This is a genomic window from Nocardioides proteolyticus, from assembly GCF_051280635.3.
Lineage (GTDB): Bacteria > Actinomycetota > Actinomycetes > Propionibacteriales > Nocardioidaceae > Nocardioides.
Genome location: NZ_JBNBPO030000001.1, coordinates 117,258 through 139,122 on the forward strand (window position 1 = coordinate 117,258; position 21,865 = coordinate 139,122).

The 21,865-nt window shown below is 73.3% G+C and carries 21 protein-coding genes; 4 read left to right on the forward strand and 17 right to left on the reverse strand.

The window, feature by feature from the left end:
* Window positions 1-698: 698 nt before the first annotated feature.
* On the reverse strand, window positions 699-911 hold the full coding sequence (locus tag ACPOLA_RS00605; RefSeq protein ID WP_435768407.1) for an Rv3202a family protein: 213 nt from the start codon (window positions 909-911) through the stop codon (window positions 699-701).
* Between the two features lie 93 nt (window positions 912-1,004).
* On the opposite strand from ACPOLA_RS00605, the gene ACPOLA_RS00610 reads away from it, so the two are divergent.
* The 4 genes from ACPOLA_RS00610 (at window position 1,005) to ACPOLA_RS00625 (ending at window position 4,258) form a co-directional block, all read left to right on the forward strand.
* Window positions 1,005-1,859 carry an oxygenase MpaB family protein gene (locus ACPOLA_RS00610; RefSeq protein ID WP_435768408.1) on the forward strand — a complete coding sequence of 285 codons (855 nt, stop codon included), beginning with the start codon at window positions 1,005-1,007 and terminating at the stop codon, window positions 1,857-1,859.
* A 122-nt stretch (window positions 1,860-1,981) separates the two neighbouring features.
* Window positions 1,982-2,524 (forward strand): dihydrofolate reductase family protein, encoded by a 543-nt coding sequence (locus ACPOLA_RS00615; protein WP_435768409.1) that lies wholly within the window; start codon window positions 1,982-1,984, stop codon window positions 2,522-2,524.
* Window positions 2,525-2,569: 45 nt separating this feature from the next.
* The gene (locus ACPOLA_RS00620) at window positions 2,570-2,929 is read left to right on the forward strand and encodes a YciI family protein (protein WP_435768511.1); all 360 of its coding nucleotides are present in this window, start codon (window positions 2,570-2,572) and stop codon (window positions 2,927-2,929) included.
* A 21-nt stretch (window positions 2,930-2,950) separates the two neighbouring features.
* Window positions 2,951-4,258 (forward strand): RNA polymerase sigma factor, encoded by a 1,308-nt coding sequence (locus tag ACPOLA_RS00625; RefSeq protein ID WP_435768410.1) that lies wholly within the window; start codon window positions 2,951-2,953, stop codon window positions 4,256-4,258.
* Window positions 4,259-4,274: 16 nt separating this feature from the next.
* Here the strand turns inward: ACPOLA_RS00625 and ACPOLA_RS00630 are convergent, their stop codons facing one another.
* The 16 genes from ACPOLA_RS00630 to ACPOLA_RS00705 all read right to left on the reverse strand — a co-directional run bounded on the left by ACPOLA_RS00630 (window position 4,275) and on the right by ACPOLA_RS00705 (window position 21,854).
* The gene (locus ACPOLA_RS00630) at window positions 4,275-5,231 is read right to left on the reverse strand and encodes a TIGR03557 family F420-dependent LLM class oxidoreductase (RefSeq protein WP_435768411.1); all 957 of its coding nucleotides are present in this window, start codon (window positions 5,229-5,231) and stop codon (window positions 4,275-4,277) included.
* Between the two features lie 63 nt (window positions 5,232-5,294).
* Complete coding sequence (locus ACPOLA_RS00635; RefSeq protein ID WP_435768412.1) at window positions 5,295-6,482, reverse strand: zinc-dependent alcohol dehydrogenase; 1,188 nt, start codon at window positions 6,480-6,482, stop codon at window positions 5,295-5,297.
* 73 nt (window positions 6,483-6,555) lie between these two features.
* A complete protein-coding gene (locus tag ACPOLA_RS00640; RefSeq protein ID WP_435768413.1) occupies window positions 6,556-7,791 on the reverse strand; it encodes an NADase-type glycan-binding domain-containing protein in 1,236 nt (411 codons plus the stop codon).
* Window positions 7,788-8,363, reverse strand: a complete 576-nt coding sequence (locus ACPOLA_RS00645; RefSeq protein ID WP_435768414.1) for a phage tail protein I — start codon at window positions 8,361-8,363, stop codon at window positions 7,788-7,790. The genes ACPOLA_RS00640 and ACPOLA_RS00645 overlap by 4 nt, the downstream gene beginning before the upstream one ends.
* The gene (locus tag ACPOLA_RS00650; RefSeq protein ID WP_435768415.1) at window positions 8,356-10,305 is read right to left on the reverse strand and encodes a putative baseplate assembly protein; all 1,950 of its coding nucleotides are present in this window, start codon (window positions 10,303-10,305) and stop codon (window positions 8,356-8,358) included. The genes ACPOLA_RS00645 and ACPOLA_RS00650 overlap by 8 nt, the downstream gene beginning before the upstream one ends.
* Window positions 10,302-10,709, reverse strand: coding sequence for a GPW/gp25 family protein (locus tag ACPOLA_RS00655; RefSeq protein WP_435768416.1), 408 nt, complete (start codon window positions 10,707-10,709; stop codon window positions 10,302-10,304). Before ACPOLA_RS00655 ends, ACPOLA_RS00650 begins: the two co-directional genes overlap by 4 nt.
* Before the next feature lies 1 nt (window position 10,710).
* Window positions 10,711-10,998 carry a PAAR domain-containing protein gene (locus tag ACPOLA_RS00660; protein WP_435768417.1) on the reverse strand — a complete coding sequence of 96 codons (288 nt, stop codon included), beginning with the start codon at window positions 10,996-10,998 and terminating at the stop codon, window positions 10,711-10,713.
* Window positions 10,998-12,752, reverse strand: a complete 1,755-nt coding sequence (locus tag ACPOLA_RS00665; protein ID WP_435768418.1) for a VgrG-related protein — start codon at window positions 12,750-12,752, stop codon at window positions 10,998-11,000. Before ACPOLA_RS00665 ends, ACPOLA_RS00660 begins: the two co-directional genes overlap by 1 nt.
* On the reverse strand, window positions 12,739-13,521 hold the full coding sequence (locus ACPOLA_RS00670) for a CIS tube protein (protein WP_435768419.1): 783 nt from the start codon (window positions 13,519-13,521) through the stop codon (window positions 12,739-12,741). Before ACPOLA_RS00670 ends, ACPOLA_RS00665 begins: the two co-directional genes overlap by 14 nt.
* Window positions 13,522-13,532: 11 nt before the next feature.
* Window positions 13,533-13,970, reverse strand: a complete 438-nt coding sequence (locus ACPOLA_RS00675) for a phage tail protein (protein ID WP_435768420.1) — start codon at window positions 13,968-13,970, stop codon at window positions 13,533-13,535.
* A gap of 80 nt (window positions 13,971-14,050) precedes the next feature.
* The gene (locus ACPOLA_RS00680; RefSeq protein WP_435768421.1) at window positions 14,051-16,303 is read right to left on the reverse strand and encodes a hypothetical protein; all 2,253 of its coding nucleotides are present in this window, start codon (window positions 16,301-16,303) and stop codon (window positions 14,051-14,053) included.
* A 234-nt stretch (window positions 16,304-16,537) separates the two neighbouring features.
* Complete coding sequence (locus ACPOLA_RS00685; RefSeq protein ID WP_435768422.1) at window positions 16,538-16,696, reverse strand: DUF6760 family protein; 159 nt, start codon at window positions 16,694-16,696, stop codon at window positions 16,538-16,540.
* On the reverse strand, window positions 16,693-17,136 hold the full coding sequence (locus ACPOLA_RS00690; protein WP_435768423.1) for a hypothetical protein: 444 nt from the start codon (window positions 17,134-17,136) through the stop codon (window positions 16,693-16,695). Before ACPOLA_RS00690 ends, ACPOLA_RS00685 begins: the two co-directional genes overlap by 4 nt.
* On the reverse strand, window positions 17,136-17,582 hold the full coding sequence (locus ACPOLA_RS00695; RefSeq protein WP_435768424.1) for a phage tail protein: 447 nt from the start codon (window positions 17,580-17,582) through the stop codon (window positions 17,136-17,138). Before ACPOLA_RS00695 ends, ACPOLA_RS00690 begins: the two co-directional genes overlap by 1 nt.
* Window positions 17,583-17,595: 13 nt before the next feature.
* On the reverse strand, window positions 17,596-19,149 hold the full coding sequence (locus tag ACPOLA_RS00700) for a phage tail sheath family protein (protein WP_435768425.1): 1,554 nt from the start codon (window positions 19,147-19,149) through the stop codon (window positions 17,596-17,598).
* 146 nt (window positions 19,150-19,295) lie between these two features.
* Complete coding sequence (locus ACPOLA_RS00705; RefSeq protein ID WP_435768426.1) at window positions 19,296-21,854, reverse strand: phage tail protein; 2,559 nt, start codon at window positions 21,852-21,854, stop codon at window positions 19,296-19,298.
* Window positions 21,855-21,865: the final 11 nt, after the last annotated feature.

Here is a 21,865-nt window from a genome sequence, read left to right on the forward strand (position 1 = left end):
GGTCCTCGGGCGGCCGCATGGTCGGGAACGCGGGCCTGCTCCGGCATGGGCGGGCGGTTCTCCGGCGCCGGCCGGGGGCCGGGGTCGGGACGCCCGCCGTCCTGACGGGCGGAGTTCTCGGCCCCGTTGCCTCGTGGGTCGCCGGGATCGGCATGGACGGGTGCCGCGACGAGCGCGGTCGCGAGCGCGGCTGCGGGGATCGTCAGAAGGCGGGCGGATCGGGCTGGACGGCCTGGACGGGCTGGACGGCTCGCTGAGCTGGACATGTGAGAGAACCCTTACGTGGAGCAGCGCGGCCGGAGCCGCGACCGGTTGGATTCGACAGCTGGTCCCCGAGAACCAGAAGAAGGAGCGGTCCCCCCTCGCCCGCAGCGCATGCGGACTCGGGTGAATCGCTCCCTCCCCGGTTGTCGCGCCCGCCGAGTCGGACCGCCACCACCGGTTCACGCCGGCAGTACCCAGCGGCCCGTCGTCGAGACGTTGTCGGACAACTTTTCTCGGCAGCTCCGCCCCCGGCTCTCGCCGTCCGGGGCTACCTCCGGTCGTCGGGTGTGTCGAACGGGCCGGGATGCGGCCCGCCCGCCGGGCCGCCGAGCCTGCCCTTCGGGCGGAAGAGCCGCTTGATCAGCTCGAGGATGCGCATGGCTTCATCTCCTTCCTGATCCCTTCCTGATATATCCGTCCTGCGTCGGACGGGATCACTCGTCGGCCTGCTCGGCCTGGTGCGGGTAGGCGTCCTCGTCGTCGCCGGTGACGCTGGCTCGCTGCTCCAGCGCGTCAGCCTCGTTGGCCTCGCCGCCGGAGACGTCATCACGGGGCGTCACCGTCCCGGGGTCGTCGAGCGACTGCTCCTGCTCGATGACGTCTGCCTCGTTCGCCTGCTCGATCGGTTCTTCGCTTCGGGCCGTCATGCACTCACGGTGCCCGAAAACGCCGCCGGCAACGGGTGCGTCCGGCCTCGATCCCACCCGCTCGGGCTGGGGGCCGCGACGTACGCTCGACGGATGATCGTCGGCCGGGTGCGAGAGCGGATGGGTGCGGAGCTGTTCGCGCGGGTCGCCGGGCCGGACGGGCCGCGTGCCCGCGACCGGATCCACAACCGGCCGGGTCCGCGGTGGTTCCCGCCGGAGAGCCCGATCGCCCGGGTCCACGGCGACGCCTCGATGTTCGTCGGCGGCCTGCGCGCGCTCCTGCTCCAGTCGCTGCATCCCGCGGCCATGCGCGCCGTGTCCGAGCACAGCGGCTACCGCGGCGACATGTGGGGCCGGCTCGCCCGCACCAGCACCTTCCTGGCGATGACGACGTTCGGCCATGCGGAGGACGCCGAGGCGGCGGTGGCGGTAGTGCGAAGGATCCACGCGCAGATCACCGGCACCATGCCCGACGGCTCGCCCTACGCCGCCTCGGACCCGCACCTCCTCGGCTGGGTGCACGTCGCCGAGGTCGACAGCTTCCTGCGTGCCCACCAGACCTACGGCCACCGGCCGCTCGACCGGGCCGAGCGCGACGAGTACGTCGCCCAGGCCGCGGAGGTCGCCCGGCGGCTGGGTGTGGTCGACCCGCCGCTGACCGAGCAGCAGTTGCGCGAGCGGCTGGCGTCGTACCGGCCGGAGCTGCGCGGCACGCCGGAGGCACGGGAGGCCGCCACCTTCCTCCTGCTCCGCCCGCCGCTCCCCCTCGCCGCCCGCGCGCCCTACGGCGCGCTCGCGCTGGCCGCCGTCGGGCTGCTGCCCGGCTGGGGACGACGCGCCCTGCGACTGCCGTGGGTCCCCGTCTCCGCCGACGTGGTCAGCCGTGCGCTCGGCACCGTGGTGACCGGCACCATCCGCTGGGCGATGACGCCGCCGCCCGCCGCCTGAGCCGCCGGAGAAGAACCCGGAAGATTTTCTTGCGCCGTCGTGTCGAACGCCGTGCCCGCCGTTCGGCACAGGGGTGAAAGCACCCCCTCGGGCACCCGCCCGGACGACCAAGGAGCACACTCATGGGACACCTCAAGTCCAGCCTGTTTCTCTCCCTCGACGGCGTCATCGAGGCGCCCGAGACCTGGCACTTCCCCTACGTCGACGACCAGATGGGCGCCGTCGTCGGCGAGCTGATGGGCGAGAGCGAGGCGACCCTGCTGGGACGGCGCACCTACGACGAGTTCGCCGCGTACTGGCCCGCCGCGGACCCCGCGGACCCGATGACGGGCGTGATGAACGGCGCGCGCAAGTACGTCGTGTCCTCGACCCTCGAGGCGGCGGCGTGGGAGAACACGACGCTGATCTCCGGGCACGACGTCGCGGCGCAGGTCGCGGAGCTCAAGCGGGACACCCGGATCGGCACGACGGGCAGCGCCACCCTCGTCCGGTGGCTGCTCGAGCAGGGGCTGGTGGACGAGCTGCACCTGCTGGTCCACCCGCTCGTCGTGGGCAGGGGCCGCAGGCTGTTCGAGGACGGCGCCACCGTGCCGCTCAGGCTCGTCGCCTCCACTACCTTCGACTCCGGCGTCCTGCACCTCGTCTACGCCGGCGCCGACCGCTGACCCGCCCCCCAGCCGACCGCCCCGAAGGAGCCCGACGTGCGCTACATGGTGATGCACTACCAGACCGAGGACATGGAGAACGACGTGCTGCCCTCACCCGAGGAGCAGGCCGCCATCGGCGAGTACATGCAGGAGGCGGCGATGTCCGGCGTGCTGCTCAGCGGCGAGGGCGTCCGGTCGAGCCGGCACGGCGCCCGGATCGAGGTCGACCACGGCGACGTCCGGGTGATCGACGGCCCGTTCGCCGAGGCCAAGGAGCTGATCGCCGGGTTCGCCATCCTCGAGGTCGACTCGCTCGAGGAGGCGGTCGAGCACGCCCGCCGGTTCGCCCTGCTGGTCGGGAGCCCCCGCGTGGACGTGCGCAAGGTGACCGAGTTCAGCGACCTGGCCGGCGGCCAGGAGTAGCACCCACCCCGCCACAGCGCCATGACCGACGACACCGAGCCGTTCCCCCGCGCCGAGCGCCCGGGCCAGGACGAGGTCGACCGCCGGCTCGCGGCGCTGTGGCGGGTGGAGTCGCCGAGGGTGATCGCGCGGCTGGTCCGCCAGGTCGGCGACCTGGACACCGCCGAGGAGGTCGCCCAGGACGCGTTCCTCGCCGCCATCGAGAAGTGGCGGGCCGGCGGCGTCCCGGCCAATCCCGCCGGCTGGCTGCACACCACCGCACGGTTCCTGGCGATCGACCGGATCCGGCGGCGCGACACCCAGCGCAGCAAGTACCACCTCGTCGCGGCGTCCGGCACGGACGCGCACGAGCCCGACTGGGACCGCGTCGTCGACGGCGACCTCGCCGACGACCTGCTCGGGCTGGTCTTCATGGCCTGCCACCCGGTGCTCTCCCCCGACGCCCGCTCCGCGATGACGCTCAAGCTGGTGTGCGGCCTCGGCTCCGAGGACGTCGCCCGCGCGTTCCTGGCACCGGTGCCGACAGTCGCCCAGCGCATCGTGCGGGCCAAGCGCAGCCTGGCGGCCGCGAAGGTCCGTTTCGAGCTGCCCGAGGGCGCGGACCGGGCAGCCCGCCTGGACGCCGTGCGCGAGGTCGTCTACCTGCTGTTCAACGAGGGCCACACCGCCACCCGCGGCGACCAGTGGCTGCGTGGCGACCTGTGCTTCGAGGCGCTGCGGCTCGGACGGATGCTGGCGGCACTCACGCCGACGGACACCGAGACGCTCGGCCTGCTCTCCCTGATGGAGCTCACCGCATCGCGACTGCCGGCGCGCACCGGACCCGACGGCGAGCCGGTGCTCCTGCTCGACCAGGACCGCGGCCGCTGGGACCGGCTGCTCATCGGCCGCGGCCTCGCCAACCTGGCGCGGATCGAGGAGCTCGGGGGCACCACCGGCCCCTACGCCCTCCAGGCCGCCATCGCCGCCTGTCACGCCCGGGCCGCCGTGCCCGAGGACACCGACTGGGAACAGATCACCGCGTTGTACGACGCCCTGGCCGGCGTCAGCCCGTCCCCGGTCGTCGACCTGAACCGCGGTGTCGCCGCGTCCCGCGCGTTCGGGCCCGACGCCGGCCTGGAGCTCGTGCTGCCGCTGTTCGAGGTCCCCGGCATGCGCGACCACCACCTGCTGCACGCGGTGACCGGCGACCTGCGCTGCCTGGCGGGCCAGCACGAGCAGGCCCGGGAGCACTTCCTTCGAGCAGCGTCGCTCACCCAGAACGCGGCCGAGCGGAGGACGATGCAGCGGCGGGCGGCGGAGTGCGCCGCCGGCCACGACGATCCCTAGACCAGCGGCGCGCGGCTCACCCGGACCCGCGCAGGGCGGGGAGCACGTGCTCGCCGTACGCCTCGAGCATGGGGCGGTAGTCGGGGCCGATGTTGCCGACGTAGATCTCGTCGAAGCCGGCCGCGAGGTACTGGTCGTACGTCGCGGTGTGGCGGCCGGTGTCCGGGCCGCAGGTGAGCGCCTCGCGCGTGGAGTCGCGGGTCACCAGCTGGCTGGCCTGCTCGAAGTGCTGCGGCGTCGGCAGCACCTGGGCGAGCTCCCCGGGAAGTCCCGCGTTGGCCCACAGCCGGTGGGCCGTGGCGACGCCCTCGTCCTCCGTGTCCGCCCAGCACACCTTGAACCCGACGCTGGTCCGCTTGCCACCCGCGGAGCGGAAGGTGTCGAGCACCTCCTCGTCGACGGAGGTGGTCACCAGGCCGTCACCGATGCGGGCCGCGACCTCGGCGGCCTTCGGGCCGAACGCGGAGACCCACACCTCCGGCGGCTGCTCCGGCAGCGTGTAGAGCCGGGCGTTCTCGGCGGTGAACCAGCGACCGTGGTGGTCGACGACGCCGCCCTGCCACAGCTCGCGCATCAGGCCGACGGACTCCTCGAGCATCTCCAGGCGGCGCGGGGCGGGCGGCCAGTGGTCGCCGAGCACGTGCTCGTTGAGCGCCTCACCGGTGCCCACGCCGAGCCGGAACCGGCCGTCGAGCAGCACCGCGGACGTGGCGGCGGCCTGCGCCGTGATCACCGGCCCCATCCGCATGATGGGGCAGGTCACCGCCGTCGTCACCGGCAGCGAGGTGGCCTGAGCGATCGCGCCGATCACCGACCACACGAAGGGGCTCTGCCCCTGCTCGTCGTTCCAGGGATGGAAGTGGTCGCTGATCCAGAGGGCGTCGAAGCCGGCGTCCTCCGCCAGCCGGGCCTGCTCGACCAGGGCGTCGGGGGTGTGCTCCTCGCACGACAGGAAGTATCCGAGAGTGACCATGCCCTGCGAAGTACCCGGGCCGCGCCGGCGGAGACGGTCGGCGCCGCCCGCCACCGCTGGGAGTCAGGGCTGGAAGACCACCTTCACCATGCCCTCCTCCTTCTTCTGGAAGTGCTCGTAGGCGCTGGGCGCCTGGTCCAGGGGGAGGTGGTGGGTGGCGAACGCGTCGACGCCGAACGGGTCGTCCTCGATGAGCATCCCGAGCAGCTCGTCGGTCCACGCCCGGACGTTGGCCTGGCCCATCCGGACCTGCACCTGCTTGTCGAACAGCTGCATCATCGGCATCGGGTCGGCGGAGCCGCCGTACACACCGGAGATGGAGATCGTGCCTCCGCGACGGACGGCGTCGATGGCGGTGTAGAGCGCCGCGAGCCGGTCGAGGCCGGCCTTCTTCATGACCGGCTCCGCGACCGCGTCGGGCAGCATCCCGGCGAACTTCTGCACCAGACCCGCGGCGGGCGAGCCGTGCGCCTCCATGCCCACCGCGTCGATGACCGAGTCGGGGCCGCGGCCACCGGTCGCCTCGCGCACGACGTCGCCGATGCCGCCGACCTTCTCGGCCTCCTCCAGGTCCAGGGGCTCGGCCCCGAACGCCTCCACGCGGGCCAGCCGCTCGGGGATCCGGTCCACGGAGATCACCCGGTGGCCGGCCCGGACGCCCATCCGGGCGGCCATGTCGCCGATCGGGCCGGCGCCGAGCACCAGCAGCGTGCCTCCGTCGGGCACGTCGGCGTACTGCAGGGCCTGCCAGGCCGTCGGCAGCACGTCGGAGAGGAACAGGAACCGGTCGTCGGGATGCTCGTGGGGCACCTTGACCGGCGAGAAGTCGGCGAACGGCACCCGCAGGTACTCCGCCTGGCCGCCGGGGACCTGGCCGTAGAGCTTGCTGTAGCCGAAGAAGCTCGCGCCCGTGCCGTGCTCGTGGTTCTGCGTGGTCTCGCACTGGCTGTAGAGCCGGCGGTCGCACATCCAGCAGGAGCCGCAGGAGACGTTGAAGGGCACCACCACCCGGTCACCGGGCTTGAGGTTGGTGACCTCCGCGCCGACCTCCTCCACGATGCCCATCGGCTCGTGGCCCACGATGTCGCCGGCCTCCATGAACGGCGCGAGCGTCTCGTAGAGGTGCAGGTCCGAACCGCACAGCCCGGTCGAGGTGACCTTGATGATCGCGTCGGTCGGGTCCTCGATCCGTGGATCCGGCACCTCGCTGACCTGCATGTCGTGGACTCCTTGCCACGTGACTGCCTTCATGCCGGGAAACCGCCTTCGCTCGGGGACTGGCTGGACGAGTGGGCGGTACCCGTGCGCCATCCCCGCATGCCGGTCACTTCCGGGCCTGGAACTCCACCTCCGCGATGGCCGTGCGGCTGTTGTCGGCCGTGCCCCGGTAGGCGCGGCGGATCTCGAAGGTCACCTCGGTGACGTCGCTGACCCCGATGCCGAAGCGGGCGGGCCCGACCTTGTCCTCGAACTCCAGGTCCTTGACCTCCACGGAGCCGTCGCTGCGACGTACGACGGCGTTGAGCTCGGCAGGACGGCCCTGGGTGAGGAACAGCTCCTCGTCCTCGGCCGAGATACCCGGCGTGATCAACACCTCGACCAGGCGGATCGGCTCCTCGAACTCGACCGTGAGGGTCTCACCGCGGCCGGGCCCGGCCGCGGCCGGCGCCCAGTAGTGGTTGGAGACGCCGTCCCGTGCCTCACGGGCACCGTGGCCGCGCTGGCTGCTGCTCGCCCGGATCGCGCTCGGGTTGACCTCCTCGGTGCCGGCGATCCGGTCCCGCACCGTCTCGACAGCGCCGAGCAACGGCTCCCGGAACGCGAAGCCGCCGACCCCCGCGATGCCCAGCACCGCGAGAAGCACGAGCAGGGCGGCCGGCACCCGGGGCCGGAACCGGCGAGGGTGCGCACCGCGCGGCCGGCTGCCCGCCTCCTTGACCCTGCGCTTGTTGCGCCACCGGCGCCACCAGCCGACCCGGGCGACCTCGGCCTCGGCCAGGGTCGTGCCGCAGCGGCGGCAGAACTTGCGCGACGGCTTGTTGCCGATGCCGCACTGCCCGCAGACCAGGTCGCCGTGCCGGATCGGGTCGTCCGCGGGCGGGCGGGGGCGCCGCGCCTTCGGCGCGGGTGCGCCCGGCTTCTGCGGTCCCGGCTGCTGCGGTGCACCGGGCTTGCGCGCCGCCGGCTCGTCGGAGACCGGCACCACCATCGCCTTGGCGACGTCCGGCGGCGGTGGGGGCTGCCAGGCCGCGGCACCGTCCGGGGGTGGCGGTGCGTCCGCGGGCCGCTCGGCGGTCGACACCCGCGGCGGCTCGGTCGGTGCCACCGGGCGGGACGGCGGTCCGGACCGTGGACGGGGAGCGTCCGGAGCGGTGACCACCTTGCGCTCGGCTTCGGGCTCGGCCTCGGGCTCGACCGCGGGCTCGACGGCGGGCTCCGGCCGCTGGTCGGCGTCCGGCGCGGCCGCGGTCTCGGACCAGTCCACGTAGGCACCGCACTCCCCGCAGAAGCGCTCCCCCTCGTCGAGCGGCACGGCGCACGACGGACACGACCTGCTCACTCCTCACCACCTCCTGATGCGCGCATCACGCTGTAGTGCCGGACGACGTGGGCGGGACAAACGTCCTCGAGGAGACCCTCGATCCGTCGGGTGTCGACGGCCTTGGGGTCCGCGACGGAGATCGTCACCGTGACCGACGGGGGGCCGCTGCCCTCGGCGCTTCCTCCCGGCCTCTGCGACCAGGTGCAGGAGCCGGAGTCGGCCACGGTCACCTCCGCGCCGAGACCCTGCTCGAGCGCCGCCCGGATGCCCTCGGTCGTTCCGCGCTGCCGGTGCAGCCGGGCCGCGTCGGCGATCACCCGTCGTCGGGTCGGCAGGTCCCACGCGTCGTCCAGCTCGACGCCGACCCAGGTGGCCAGCCAGGCGAGGAAGTCGTCGGGGGCCAGGGCGGGGTCGAAGTAGGCGCTGAGCGAGTCCAGGGTGCCGAGGATCGGCGCGTAGGCGTCGTCGAAGGCCGACACGAACCGGACCATCAGGTCGTCGTCCTGCAGCACCCCCGGCAGCCGCTGCGCAAGGGGGGTGGGGCTGAGCAGGCCGGGGACCAGCCGCCGTCGGCTCGCGCTCTCAGCCACCGCGGACCACCCGGACCCGGTGGTCGTAGGAGAAGGCGAGCGCGAACCGGTCGAGATCGATGCGCTGCACCGGCTCGCCCCGCTTGCCGGTGATCGGGTCGGCCGCGAACAACAGCACCTCCTCGACCAGCTCGGTGCCGGCGAGCCGCTGGAGCACGGCGTACACCTCGCCCGCCTGGACGGGCCGGCCGAACGGCCAGCCACGGCCGTCCAGCCCGCCCCGGAGCGGGTCGAAGTAGCGGTTCAGGGCGCGCAGCGCCGCCTTCTCGAGCTCGACGGAGGAGGTCCGCGCCCGCGCAACGAGGGTGGCGACCACGGTCACGCCCTGGTAGAAGGGCGGCTCGACGACCACCCGCGCGCCGACCGTCCGGCGCTCGTCGAGGTAGGCGGTGACCGCCTCCAGCGTCTCCACCGTCGGCACCAGGTCCTCGAAGCGGAGCCGGTCCTCGGCGTCGGCGGACGCCGACGGCACCAGCAGCACCTTCACGGCACCGGCATCGTCGCCGCTGGCAGGCACCGCGCGGACCCGCGCGACCTGCGGGGCGGCCGCCTTCGCGAGCTGCTCGTAGTCCTCGCACGTCACCGCGCGGTCCCGGGTCCGCAGCGCCAGGGGTCCCCGCAGCTTGGCCTCGTCGACGGACTCCGCGGCCACGCCGCCGACCGCGGCCCGGCGGTTCTCGACGCGGGCGATGCCCGGCACCGCAGTCCGCGCGACCCGGATGGCCCCGGCCGCGACGTTCCCGGCCGGACCGCCGCCGATGCGGTACGACGGCACGCGGATCGGCGCGCCCTTGGGCGGCACGGCGCCGTGCTGGCGCAGCGACCCGTCCGCCTCCCGGACGGCCGGCCCGAAGAGGACCTCCCCGGTCGACCGGTCCACCCGCACGACCGGGTCGTCCGGGCCGTGGTCGGCGAACGAGCTGACCTCCACCCAGGTGTCCCACCCGGCGCCGGAGGCGACCTCGACCGCGAACGGCTGACCGTCGGCGACGACGGGCCCCCGCCCGAGGGGGAAGACCTGGCCGGGCACCCCCTCCGACAGCCCCAGCACCTCGTCGGTGACCGTCTCCGCGTGGACGGCCGGCACCGTGCCGCCGATGGTGTACGCCGACGCCTCGGTGACCGTCGGAGAGGCGCTGTAGAACGGGAAGCCCTCGGCCGGCGGGACGACCCGGCAGCGCAGCCAGCCGGCCCTCACCTGCGCGACCACGGACACCTTGTGGCTGGGCGGGACGTGGACGATGACGTCGCCGGGCCGGTTCAGCCCGCCGGTCGTGTCCTCCTCGACCTCGCAGGTCGCCCAGGCGGACCCGTCCCAGGCCTCCCACACCAGCGGCGGCCGGGTGGGGTCGACACCCACACCCTGCAGGTGGCAGGTGAAGCGCAGCCCGATCGCGCAGGAGGGCGCCGCGTCGTCCAGGCCGACGTAGAGCAGGTCGTCGTAGGCCGGTTGCTCGCTGAAGCTGGCGAACTCCGTGCCCAGGCTGAGCTCGTCGTCCCGTCGCTCGGGCTCCCCGCCGACGTTGTGCGTGACGAGGTGGGCGAGGTTCCGCGGCGGCATGACCAGGTCGTCGACGGTGCTGAACACCACCGCCTCGTCGTGCTCGGTGCGCACCGTCGCGACCTCGGCGGCGGCCGGCAGCACCATCTCCTCCTGCGCCGCTGCGGCCAACCAGGCCGTCACCTCCACCCGCGCCGGCGTGGGCGGGTGCAGGGTGACCCCGAGCAGGTCGAGGAAGGTGATGTAGAGCCGGTCCGGGACCCGGTTGAGCCGGTAGAGCAGCTCGTCGGTCATGAACGCGAAGGTCTCGATCAGGGTGACCCCGGGGTCGGAGACGTTGTGGTCGGTCCACTCGGGGCATCGCTGCTGGACCATCCGCTTCGCGTCGTCGACCAGGTCCTGGAAGCGGCGGTCGTCGAGATTGGGGACCGGCAGGCTCATGCATCCTCCTCGTGGGGCGGAATGACGTAGAAGGGGAAGACCAGGTTGCGTGGGTCGTTCACGCCTCGCACGGTGTAGCCGATGTCGATGTAGAGGACGCCGCGATCCACGCCGTCGAACCTCACGACGACGTCGCCGAGCTCGATCCGTGGCTCCCACCGGTTCAGGGCCACGCGCACGGCGTAGGCGATGTCGCCTGCCGTCGCGGCGTCGGCGGGTGCGAACACGAAGTCGTGGACCGCACAGCCGAACTCCGGACGCATCGGCCGTTCGCCGGGCGCCGTCATCAGGATGAGCCGGATGCTCTCCTCGATCTCGTCGCGACCGCCGACCAGCGCCACCCGTCCCGTCGCATCGGTGCGCAACGGGAAGGACCAGCCACGGCCGACGAACTCCGAGCCCATGTCAACCGCCGATCAGCACGGTCGGACAGCCGGGCGGAAGGATCGGCGCCCCGCAGCCGGCCAGGTCGCCGACCCGCGCGGCGGGCTTCCCGCCGATGAGCACCGTCAGCGAGCCCTTCACGATCGGCGAGGGCGGGTGCGGCCCGGCCGGCGGCGGCATGCTGCAGGCGTGCTGCGACCCGACCGTGGCCGCCGGGAGACCACCGATCAGCACGGTGGGCACGCCCGGCGGCAGGATCGTGCCGGGATGGCCGGTCAGGTCCCCGGCGCGGGCTGCTGGCGTCGACATCAGTTGATCTTCACGATTGCGCCCTTGAGGGTCAGCGGCCCGGTCGCGTCCACGCTGACCGTGGCGCCCTTGAGCTTCAGTTCCGCCTGCGCCGACACCTCCACGCTGGTGCCCCCGACCTTGATGCTGCCGGTCAGGCTCTTCACATCCACGTTCTGCTGCGCCTCCACCTTGACGTTCTTCTTCGCGGTGACCTCGACCGGTCCCTCGGAGACGATCTGGATCCCCTTGGCGGTCTGCAGGAGGGTGACCCGCTGGGCACCCCGGTTGGTGCTCACCTCGAGGGTCTCGTTGCCGTTCTGCTCGACGAACGCCACCTTCATGCCGGTGCGCGAGGTCCAGCCGCGCCAGGTCACGGCGCCCGCTCCGCTCTTGGTGTGCTCGCTCCAGGCCGGGTCCGGGCGGTCCTTCCGGTTGAACATGCCGCCGAGCACCACCGGCTGGGTGAAGTCGCCGCCGACGAAGGCGACGAGGACCTCGTCGCCGACCTCCGGCAGGACCACCAGGCCACGGCCCTTCGCAGCGCCGGCGTGGACCGTGCGACACCAGGAGGACTCGAGCGACTCGTCCCACCAGGGGAACTTGACCTTCACCCGTCCACCCTCCTCGTCGTCCTTGACGTTGGTCACGATCGCCGGTGCGACGCCCGCGAACGGCGCCGGGTCGGTGCGGGTGGCGCCGTGGACGGAGCCGAACAGCGAGCGGTCGGATCCGTGGCTGGCGGCGAAGTGGGTCAGGTAGGCCCCCCGGGCGTCGAACTCGTGGCGCACCGACGTCAGGACGTACTTGCCCGCGAACCCCGCCGGCGCCTGCTCGAGGCTGACCGGCTTCCCCGCACGGAGGTCGGGGTCGCCGAGGGCGACCCCGTCGATCTCGGCGTACCCCCCCGCCCGGTGGTCGCTCCGGGACCGGGCGACGTTCGCTGCCGTCGTCCCATCGGTGATCCGCGGGTCGGCGACCACGACGGTCGAGCTCCCGAACGCGCGGGTCGCCTCCTGGGTGCTGCCCTTGTCCAACGTGGCGCTCGCGGTGGACGCGGTGGCCCTGCCGTTCACCGCCATCTTCTCGGCGGGATCCCAGCCCCGCACCTCGACGTTGCTGACCTGGTCCGATGCCGTGACGCTCGTCCGGAGCTCGACCACGTTGCGGTGGACCGTCAGGACCGGGGTCTCCCCGGCGGCGGCCGCGGCGGCGTGCTTGGCGAAGTCGAGCTTGCCGTCGCGGAAGGTGAGCAGGCGCTCGTGGGCGACGGCCAGGCGCGCGAGGAGATCCCAGTCGCTCTCGGCCTCCTGGGCCAGGTAGGGGTAGACGGGCGTGGTGCTGTCGATCCGGCCGCAGGCCAGACCGGCCTCGCCGGCCACCTTGCGGACCACGTCGGAGGCGGACATGTTGACGAACGTCCGGCACTTGGTGCCGCGTCGAAGCCGGTGGGACAGGTCCAGACCCCGGACCATCGTGTATCCGGCGCCGGCACTCACCTCGAACTCCATCGCGGTGACCTCCGCCTCCAGGAGCAGCACCGGACCCGTGGGCGCGCCGGTCTGCGCGGAGATCCTCACCTTCCGCCCGAGAGCGAAGCTGCCCGCTTCGAGCATCGCCCCCTCGGGGTCGGTGAAGCGGAGGGTGAAGACGTCGGGCAGACCGGTGTTCTGCTCAACTCGTGTGCTCGTCAGGCTGTCGGCCACCACGGCCGGCAGCGGGCGGCCCTCCACCGCCACGACCAGCATGCTCCGGACCACCTCAGTGACGGGCATCGGCCATCACCTTCCGCGGGGGCGTCGCGCCCTCGAGCTGGTCGAGCGCCGGCAGCAGGAGCTCGGTGCCGGGCCGGAGGCGACTCGGATCGTCGATCCGGTTGAGCTCGGCGATGGTGCGCCACAACGACGGCCGTCCGTACTCCGCGTAGGCGATGGCGGGCAGGCTGTCGCCCTCGACCACCTGGTGCACTCGGTGCGGCACGAGGGCTCCCGAGGTCGGGTTCTGTCCCGCAGCCTCCCCGGACAGCTCCTCGAGGGTGATCTGGCACGTCGCCCGGATCGGCACGCCGGACGTGGTGAACAGCGTGTACTTGGCCTGCACCTGGCTGACGTAGGCGAGGAAGCTGGTCAGCCCGCCCCAGCGGAATACAACCCACGGCGGGGACGCCTTCTTGTTCTGCAGCGACTGGTCCGTGGGGACCGTGAGCTCGAAGAGCCGCTCGACCGCCTTCACCACCGAGCTGTCCTGCTTCTCGGACCCGTCGAAGAAGATCTCCAGCGTGAGCTTCGACGGCTCGGCCCCGGTGAACTGCGGCGGGGAGGCCGACTTGTTTCCCTTGGCCTCCTCCCGCTTCCACTTCGCCGCCTTCGCCAGCGACAGCTCCTTGGGGTTGAACTGGAAGTCGATCTGCGGGAGCTTCGGTCCGGGCGCGGCCAGCGACCCGTCCTTCGACGGCTCGTGGACCATGAGGTAGGCGTGCTCGAGCTTCGACCCGGCCCCCGCACCGGCGGCGGCGGCGTCGAAGCCGACGGGACTGCTGCTCATCGGTGTCCTCCTCAGCCGTTCGGCATGAAGCCGTGGTGGGCGATCTCGAGCGTCTCGGTGAGCACCTTCGGCTGGTCCGGGGTCATCTGCGGACCGGTCCACCGGACCGGGACCACGTCGTTGAGCGACCAGGTCGCCACGACCGTGCCGTCGGCCGTCATGCACTGGATGGTCGCGGTCTGGCGCTGGTAGCCGGTGACCATCGTGGCCACCCAACGGGCGATGCTCTCGGTCTGCTTGCCGAGCGGTCGGGTGAGCTTGATGTTGGGGTACTTCAGCTTGGTGGGCAGCTGCCACACGTAGCCGTTGTTGCCGCCCTCCTCGCGGGTCTCCATCACCACCTCCACGCCGATCCCCTCGCAGCTGGTGAAGGCGCCGAGGTCCTGCCCGTCGATCTTCACGAGGTAGCGGACGCTGAGGGCGGTGTCGACGTCCTGGAGCTGGCTCATCGTGCGCTCATCTCCTTCCCGTCTCGATGCCGGGCCGCGGCCCGGTCAGGACAAGGTCCTCACCTGCACTCAGCACCGACTCACCACCGGTCCGTCCGGAGGCCGCGGCGGTCCCGCTCGACCACGAACTCGCGGCGGATCAGCCGCAGGATCGCGGGGAACAGGTCCCGGGCGAGCTCCTCGGTCTCGGCAGGGGTCCGTTCGGGTCCGGCCGCGTCCGCGTCGGCGGGCGCGGCCCCGCCGGCAGTGGCGGCGGCCGGAACCATGCCGCCGAGCCCGGTGCCGGCGGGATCGGCCCCGGAGGCGGGCGCACCGGGACCCGGCCCGCCCTCCGCGCCGGAGGTGCCGGAGCCCTCGGAGCTGTCGGGGCTGGTGGAGCCACCTTGCTCGCCGGTCCCGAGCTGCTCGAGGTCGTCGTCCACGGCCGGTCCCCCGAGAGCCAACGGGCCCACCGGAACGGCCGCCGGCGCCGGACCGCCCGCAGGCCGACGGGACCTCGGGCGCCGGCGTCGGCGGCGCTGGACGACCAGGTCACCGCCGTACGCCGGGGCGGGAGCCGGTGGCGGCACGAGGACGGCCGACGGCGTCGTGGTCGAGAAGGAGTCGGGTGCGCTCCCGCCGGGCGATGCCGTCGACGGCACGGTCGCGCCAGGAGCGGCCGCACGTTGGACCGCCACGACGTGCGGTCTCCCGCCGGTCACCGCAGCCGGAGCGTGCGGCACCGCGACCGGGCCGCTGCTGGCGACCGGGGCGGTGGCCGGGCCGCCGACGGGGGACGGTCGCTGCCCGGTGAGCCGCTGCAGGAGAGTCCTCGGGGGCTGCGGCTCAGGCACGTCGTAGCGGGCCGCGGGACCCGGGCCGGGAGCGGCGTGGCCGGCGGCGGGGTCGGCGGGGTCGGAGGAGTCGGAGAAGTCGGAGAGGCCGGAGACGTCGCGCCCGGTGGGCGCTTGCGCCACTGCTCGGCCCGAGCCGGCCGGCGCCGCGGTCGCCTCGACGCCGGAGGCAGGCAGTCGCTGGACGCGCACCACCCGACCGGGGGGAGCCGTCGGGGCACCGGCCGGCCGCACCGCGAGTGCCGGCTGCGGCACGCCGGGCCCGGGCAGGACGGTGGCGCGCTGGATCGAGGTGGCCAGTCCGCGGACGTGCAGCGGAGCGTCGCGGTGCACGTCGAGCACCGTCGCGGCCGGGCGGGGGACGTCGTCGAGCCCCTGGAGCGGGACCGGTTCGGCGAGGTCCGGGCCCGGAGCGTCGTCGACGGAGGTGCCCGGGGCCTGGTCCGGCCGGTCGACCGACTGCTCGGTGTCGGGCGGGGGACGCCGCTGCAGCACCGGGCCGGCGACGGGAGCCGGCGGAGCGATGTCGACCTCGGTGAAGCCGCCCGCCCCGGGCCGAAGGTCCCCATCGGTGGTCCGTCCGGGGGCGGGCAGGTCACGCGGGCCCGACGACCGCTGGACCGACCGCTGGACCGGCGCGGCCGGCGGCGGCACGGCGACGGCGCTGTCCGGAACCCGCTGCAGGGGCGCGCCGAAACCCGGCCGTGGGCGCTCCGCTCGGCGCGACGGCCCGGCGCCCTGGCGGTCGACCGCACGCTGCAGGCGCAGGGGCGGTGCGGTGGGCGGGCTGCCGGGGTCGAACCGCGGTCCCACCGGCTCCGGCTCCGCGGCGGTGGTGCCGTCCGTCGCCGCGGGCAGCACCGGGAGGGCGTCGGACGCCGGGAGCAGGCCGGTCTCGGCCACCTGCTCGCCCACCTGCTCGGCCACCTGCTCCGCGATCGGCTCGCCGGGCCCGGGCGGCTCGTCACCGGGCGGTGCGGCCATCGACGGTGCCGGCGCCGGTGCCGGACCCGGGTCCCGCACCGCGTCCGCTACCGGGTCGGGCGTCGGCGCCGCCGGCCCGGGCGTGGGTGCCGCCAGGACGAGGGCCGGCGGGTCGGCCTCCCGCACCTGTGCGACGGAGGCGGGAGCTGTGCCGGAGGCTGGGGGCGGGAGCGGCACGGCCGCGCGCTGCACCACCGGCGCGGACTGGCTCGCTGCCCGGGTCAGCGGGCGACGTACGGCCTCTCCGGTGGGCGCCGGAGGCGGCGCCGACGGCCCAGACGGTGGCGGCTCGGACGGTGGCGGCTCGGACGGTGGCGGCTCGGACGGTGGCGGCTCGAACTGGGGCGGGTCCTCGGCGGCGGCGGTCCGCTGGACGGGCAGGGCGGCCGACGGCCGGGGTGGCGGCAGCAGGGGCAGGTCGACGGGCGGCCCCTCCAGCAGGCGTGGCGCACCGAGTCCTCGGCCGTCGCCGTCGATCAGGCCGGACGGTGCCGCGTCCGCGACCGCGTGGGTCATCGTGCCCGTGAACGACGGCGAGACCCACGCCCCGGGCTGGAACGATCGGCTGACGGGGCGGATGGGCTCGCTCAGCTGTCGCTGGATGGGCGGCAGGAACGCCCAGCCCATCGGGGCGGGCGCGGCCGGCGACTCGCGCGGGGTGTCCGCCGCGGTCGCACGTGCGCCGGTGCCTCCCTCAGCGTCCTCCGCGGACCGTGTCTCTCGACGCCACGGCCACGACCATGCCACTGATCAGCGCTCCTCGTTGAGCCGGTTGTTGATCGCGGCGATCTCCTGCACGTAGCGCAGCCGCTGGCGGTGCTCCATGTCGAGGATCGCGTCGGGCTGCCAGTGGAAGTGGTACGCGACGTACGAGACCTCCGCGTAGATGCGGTCCGCCCCGTACGTCACGATTCCCCCAGGCGCCCACCGGAGAGGTCGATCGCGAACCGGTGCGAGCAGTCCGGGCAGGTCACCGCCGCACGGGTGTGCCCCTCGGCGTTGATCCGGCGGTAGAAGTCCTGGAGGAACGCCACGTCGCTGGCGAACATGTTCTCGACGACCTGCGCGTCGACCGTCGGCAGCGTGCCCAGGCGGGTGATCACCCGGCCCAGCAGCACCACGGTGGTGAACGCGGCGTTCTCCTGCACCCGCTCGTCGTAGAGCGGGAGCAGCTCGTCGCGCGCCGTCGCCAGCCGCATCGTGCCCGCGCGGTGCGTGACGCCGTTGCCGTCGACGTACCCCCGCGGCAGCTCGAAGTCGAACTCCGTGCGCAGCGGCGCCTCCTGGGCGGGGCGCGCGGCCGCCGAGCCATCCAGCGAGGGCTCGGCGAGCGCGGGACCCCGCTGCATCAGGACACCGTCACTTCGTCGAAGCAGACGGTGAACTTCTCCGTGGCCTGCTCCGATGCACCGGCCTTCAGCTCGTTGACCTCGACGCTGCGGACCCAGCAATTGGTGAAGTTGTAGGTCTTGATCGGGGCGCCGGCGTAGTCGAGCAGGACGACCGAGGCCGTCTTGCGGGACCCGGCGACGTCGCCCTTGCTGACGGTGGACAGCCAGTCGGTGACCGTCTTGGAGTCCGTCAGGCCGCGGGTGACCGTGAACTCCCCCGGCTTCGGGCGGCCCACCAGCTGCCGGACGACGTACTTGCCGTCGGAGGTCTGCTGCTTGAGCTCGATCTTGTCGACCTCCTGCTTGAGGCCGCTGACCTGGTTGACCTTGGGGACCTGGATCCCGTCGATGGTCACCTTGAAGGAGTACGCGGGCGATGAGTCGAGTGCGTCTGCGAGGGGCATATCTGGTTCCTACCTACTCTGCTACGAGGCTGGTGCCGCCGGAGAACTGGGACAGCTGGAAGATCACGAACTCGGCCGGCTTCACCGGCGCCACGCCGATCTGGCACACGACCTGGCCGGCGTCGATGCCCTCGGACGGGTTGGTCTCCTCGTCGCACTTCACGAAGAAGGCCTCGTCCGGCGTGGTGCCGAAGAGCGCCCCGCGGCGCCACTCGTTGATCAGGAAGGCACTGATCGTCCGGCGGATGCGGGCCCACAGGTCGGGGTCGTTCGGCTCGAAGACCACCCACTGGGTGCCCATCAGGATGGACTCCTCGAGGTAGTTGAAGAGCCGGCGCACGTTGAGGTAGCGCCACTCCGCCTCGCTGGAGAGCGTCCTGGCGCCCCAGACCCGCACCCCCCGGCCGGGGAACGTGCGGATGCAGTTGATGCCCACCGGGTTGAGCAGGTCGTGCTCGGCCTTGGTGATCGACGTCTCGAGGCGCAGCGCGCCGCGCACCACCTCGTTGGCCGGCGCCTTGTGCACACCGCGGGTGTCGTCGCTCCGGGCCCAGATGCCGGCCATGTGGCCCGACGGCGGCACGAAGGTGTTCCCGCCCGCCGCGGGGTCGAACACCTCCACCCACGGCCAGTACATGGTGGCGAACTTCGAGTCGTAGCCCGCCTCCTGCACCCGCCAGTTCAGCACCTGCTGGGCGTTGAGGCCCGGCGGCGTGTCCAGGATGGCGACCCGGTCGCCCATCAGCTCGCAGTGGGAGATCATGCCGAGCTGCACGGCCTTGAACGTGTCGAGGTCGATCGCGCCCTGCTCCAGGGCGGCGGCGAGGTCCGGTGCGGCGACCATGGTGATCTCGTCGATGGCCTCCAGGCCGCCGAACCCGGTGCGCTGTGCGACGTCGCCGACGTAGTCACCGGCACCCAGGTTCTCCGTGCTCGGCGGGGTGGCCGGCGGCTCCACCGCCTCCAGCTCCACGTTGCCGTGGGCGATCGGCGTCAGCGCGCTCCCCGAGCTGGTCTCCTCGAGGTTGATCAGCTTGGAGGACTGCTTGACCTTGGTCGCGACGTTGTTGTCGCCCGGCTTCGCGGTCACGTGGTCGAAGGTCTCCGACGGCTTCCCGTCGACCTTGACGACGAGCTTGAACTCACCGTCGGGCGGGTTCTCGCCGCTCGCCGGCTCGACCGAGATCTCCAGCTTCTTCTCCGCCTGGGCGCCCTTGGCGATGGACACCACCTCGTAGCCGCCCAGCGTGGCCCGCTTGGGCGCGGCGATGGCCTTCGGTGCCGAGCCGTTGGACTTGCCGCTGTTGGGCGCGATCCGTACGACGAAGCAGTTGCCTCCGCCGTTCATGAACCAGGCGTAGACGGAGTGGGCGAGGTAGGAGTTCTCGACGAAGTCCCCGAAGGCGTCGGAGAACTGGGTCCAGTTGGACACCAGGGTCGGCTCGTTCACCGGGCCCTTGGCGGCCAGACCCACGAACGCGGCCACGGAGGTCCCCACGCCCTCGATCGGCCGCGTGCCCGCCGGCATCTCCTCGACGTAGACCCCGGGCGAGAGGTAGTTCGGCATGGTGCCTCCTCAGCGATTGACGTGCGTACAGCGTCGTCACCTCCGGGTTCACCCGGCAGGTCCCTCAGGCCGCCCGGTCAGGAAGGGTCTGCTGCCCGATCAGGCACTCGCCGTACGCCGCCCGCCGGTCAGGCCCGCGGTCGAGCTCAGGACTCACCGTCGGGTCCGCTGAAGCCGGGCAGCTGCACCTCGGTCCGGAACCGCGCCCGGCGTCCCTGGTCGTCGGCGGAGCCCTTCTCCGAGTTGCAGGGTCCGCACAGCAGCTGCAGGTTCGAGATGTCCTCGTTCCAGCGGACGCGCTCCTGGTGGGAGCAGCGGTGCCCGACGTCCTCCCAGTGCTGGGCCACCGAGCCGCGGTGGTCGACCTGGGAGCCGGCCACGTTCGCCCGGTGCGGGCCGCGGCGGGCCGGGTCGCGGGACCGCGACCAGCCCGGGCAGGTGAAGGTCGGTCCGTCGGCATGCCTGGCCTCCCTCTCGAGCGCGCCGCGGTGGCGCTGGTAGCCGCTGCCGTAGAACCAGCCCCGGATGTCGGCGCGGTACTCGTCGCGCAGGAGCCGGCCGTCCAGGGTGTACTTCGTCTGGCCCGCGGTGCCTCCGCCGGGGACCAGGTCGGGGCCGCCGTTGGCCACGTTGTCCAGGAAGCGGGAGACCTCGAAGGTGACCCGGGGCTCGTTGGTGCGGCTGGTCCCGCCGATGGTGCGCTGCACGTCGTACCTCAGCACCACGAACCCGTGCCGCACGCCCGGGCGCTCGTGCAGGTCGGCGCTGAGCACCGTCGCGTTGCGGCCGGTGCTCCGGACGATGAAGCGCTGGCCGACGAGCTGGCGGGCACGCTCGACGAGGGCCCGCACGTCGGTGCCCAACGGCACCGGCGGCGTCTCGGCCCGGTTGCGCTGCACGTGGATCTTGAACGTCCCCGCCGCGGCGCCCGCGACCATGCCGGCGGACCGGAGCCCGTGCCGCTGGCGCAGTCCGCCGAGCTCGCCGCGCACCGACTCCGGCGTCGCCCCCGGGCGGCGCAGCAGCTGCTCGCCCTCGCGGACGGCCGCGGAGAGGCTCCGGTCACCCGCCGCGGCGCCGGCCCCCCGGCCGAGGCCGAGCGCGGCCGCGGCGCGACGGCCGATGCCACCGACCCAGCCGAGCACCCGGTCGATCGCCCCGTCGATGACGGTGTGGACGCGCTGCATGATGTTGCGCACCGGCGTGGCGATGTCGCCGATGCCGAGCAGCCGGGAGAGGAAGCCGAGCAGCACCGGTACGGCGCGGCCGAGCGCCTGCTCGACCCGCTGCACCGCGCCCCCGATGGAGCCCGACGCGATCGCCTCGATCGAGTCGAAGATCGCCTCCCCCAGCGCGGCGATCTGGCGGCCACGCTCGATGAAGAACTGCACGGTGTTGTAGATGGCGATCGCGGCCTGCACGATCGCCCCGGCCGGGTTGAACATCGACACGATCCGGGTGATCGCCTGCGTGACGACGTTGTTGGTCACCCACTCGCGGATGCCGCCGAGCACCGTGTCGACGATGCCGCCGGTGAGCTCTGCGATCCGGTCGGTGATCGCGGCGAGCCCGCGCCGGTGGAGGTCGGCGACGAGGCCCGCCCCCTGCTCCAGCCGGTTGAGGACGGGCTCGGGGATCAACCGGGTGAGCCGGCCGCGCACCCGCTGCCAGGTGAGGCCGAGGAAGTCCATCGCCATCCCCAGGACACCGGGGAGGTCGAGCCTCGCGGGGATCCGCAGGACGCCCCCGAGGGCGCCCGTCAGCCACGAGATCAGCCCGTTGCGCAGGTGCGTCCCGATGTTGGCCCCGAACGCGAGGAAGCCGCCCTTCGCTGCAGCGACGAGGTTGGCGAGGAAGCCCATCGGATCCGCGACGATCCGGTCGAAGGCCCCACCGGCCCGGCGGATGATGCCCATCACCTGACCGCCCGCGCCGCCGGCGAGCGCCATGGCGCCCTCGACGATGAACTCCATCAGGGTCCGCACCGCGCCCGAGGCGAACGAGCGGAGCCGCTGGAGCGGCTCGCTGAAGACACGCATCACCCGGGCGATGGCGCCGGGGATGTCGAGGAGGTCGGAGGCGTCGAGCGTGGCGAGGACCCGGTCCACCAGTCCCTTGACGTAGTCGAACGTCAGACCGAGCTTCGGCACCTCCTGGTCGAGCCAGGCTCCCGCCCGCTCCACAGCGCGGGACTCCTCGAGCGGTCGGCGGATCCGGTCAGAGCCCGGGACGATGTCGAGGAACCCGTTGATCAGCGCCGCGCCGGTGCGCTCGACCGGGGCGTCGGTGATCGGATCCTTGCCCAGCACGACGGCGAGCAGCGAGTAGCCGGGGAATCCGCGGGCCCGGTCGCGGACGCTCCGCAGGATCGTGTCCCGCACTCCCCCGGCCGCGTCCGCGATGTCGTCGAGGAGGCCGGTGCGCTGGACCACCGGAGCCGCCGCTGCGGCCGGCACCGGCTCCGCGACCCCCGGCCCCGCGACCCCCGGCCCCGCGACCCCCGGCCCCGCGACCTCCGGTCGTACGACGCCGGGCGGCGTCGTACGGGAGCGCTGGACGGCCGCGGCCACCGCCCGGTTGCCGGCGGCGCGCTGGAGCGCCAGCACCTGCCCGACCGCACGTGGAGCCGACGGCCCGGCGCCGCTCGCGGGTGCCTGCCGGTCACGCTGCTCCGGGGCGGGAGCCTGCTCCCTGGCGGTGGTCATCGGCGGGGCCA